This is a genomic window from Enterococcus sp. 2STP, assembly GCF_032465635.1.
GTDB classification, from domain to species: Bacteria; Bacillota; Bacilli; order Lactobacillales; family Enterococcaceae; genus Enterococcus_B; species Enterococcus_B lactis.
This window is the reverse complement of record NZ_JAWDJH010000020.1, coordinates 1-1,450: the sequence shown is the minus strand read 5'-3', so window position 1 is coordinate 1,450 and position 1,450 is coordinate 1. Positions and strand designations below refer to the sequence as shown.

Sequence of the window (1,450 nt, the reverse complement as noted above, 5' to 3'; positions counted from 1 at the left end):
ACCAGTTGAATGATCGTCTTTTCCCAGATAATACTCTATTTATTTTTAACCTTTGGAATAATGAATTTACGAATTATTATAATAATGGTCGTTATTGGGATGGTGCTTATGTGTGGTCAGTGTATGACGAAAAGAGAAAGCGATTCACTGTTTTTGATGCTAGTTTAGTGATGATTTGATTTTTTGCATATAGTGAACTGGAAAAGGAGAGAAAAGATGGAATTATTAGAAAAAGAAACAAGAAGATTCGGTTATCAGACAAGTCTATTTACATATTTTGCATTTTTTAAAGAAAATCGCAGTCAAGGGTTAAAAAGTCATCAAGAAGCTATAATAGGTTACCTTACTTACTGCAATCGTCTGTGGGAATGTAGTATATGGTCTTTAGATATTTTTGTAAGAACAGGTAAAAATGTTTCTTCAGAAAAATATGAAGAAAAATTTCAACAAACAAGAAACAATCCTATTGTTTATACGGATCTAAGCTCGTTTGATAATGTACAAGGGTGGCCTATCCGTGTAAATACCTCACTAAATACCTCACTAATGAAGGCAAAAAAAATCGAACCCAAAAATTTTTTTGTACAGGATGGAAATTATGAAACGGCTTTTCTTGACCATGAAGCAGTTATTCCTAAAACACGAGCTGAATTTATACAAATCAATAATCAATTGTTTCCTGAAAAGAAACAGCTAGAGATTTATTGTTGGGATACTACTTTTACGAATTATTATGATGAAGGACGACGGTGGTGGGGAGCTTATTTATGGTCGATTTATGATATGAAAAGAAACCGTTTTACAGTTGTTAGTATCAACTTAGTCAACCAAGCGTGATACTAGAGGAACCGTTTGCGATTCCTCTCGTATTGTTCTGTGCAAATCAGGAGAGTAGAAATGATATAATACTTACGTTTTTTAATGCTGTGTGGTGTTCTTTGGATATTTATTTCCCTGTAATGAATCGTGTCGAATTGAGAATGAATTTACGAATTATTATAATAACGGTCGTTATTGGGATGGTGCTTATGTGTGGTCAGTGTATGACGAAAAAAGAAAGCGTTTTACTGTTTTCGATGCTAGTTTAGTGATGATTTGATTTTTTGCATATAGTGAACTGGAAAAGGAGAGAAAAGATGGAATTATTAGAAAAAGAAAGTATTGATTTTTATTTGGAGCGTGCTTGGACTGTGTTACGGTATGCTTTTTTCAAAGAAGAAGAGTATGACGGACTAAATAGTCATCAGGAGGCAGTTTTAGAATTTCTCAATTACTCAAATAGATTGCGTACTGCCAGGTTATGGCGGAGCAAAGAAGGGCTTATAGTTTCTAAAAAAATATATGCACAAAAACTTTACGAATTCAGAGAAGAAAAAATCAACTATACGGATATCCGATTTTTTGACAAGATGAAAGAGTATCCTATTTATGTGAATAAAGAAATGATGAG

At 33.0% G+C, this 1,450-nt stretch carries 2 protein-coding genes; both read left to right on the top strand.

Annotation, left to right across the window (positions count from 1 at the left end):
* The first annotated feature begins 216 nt into the window (after positions 1 to 216).
* Positions 217 to 837: a hypothetical protein gene (locus RWU19_RS09185; protein ID WP_123837598.1), complete on the top strand. Its 621-nt coding sequence runs from the start codon at positions 217 to 219 to the stop codon at positions 835 to 837.
* A gap of 299 nt (positions 838 to 1,136) precedes the next feature.
* Positions 1,137 to 1,450 (top strand): hypothetical protein (locus RWU19_RS09180; RefSeq protein WP_172876608.1); only part of this gene is annotated, 314 nt, incomplete at its 3' end.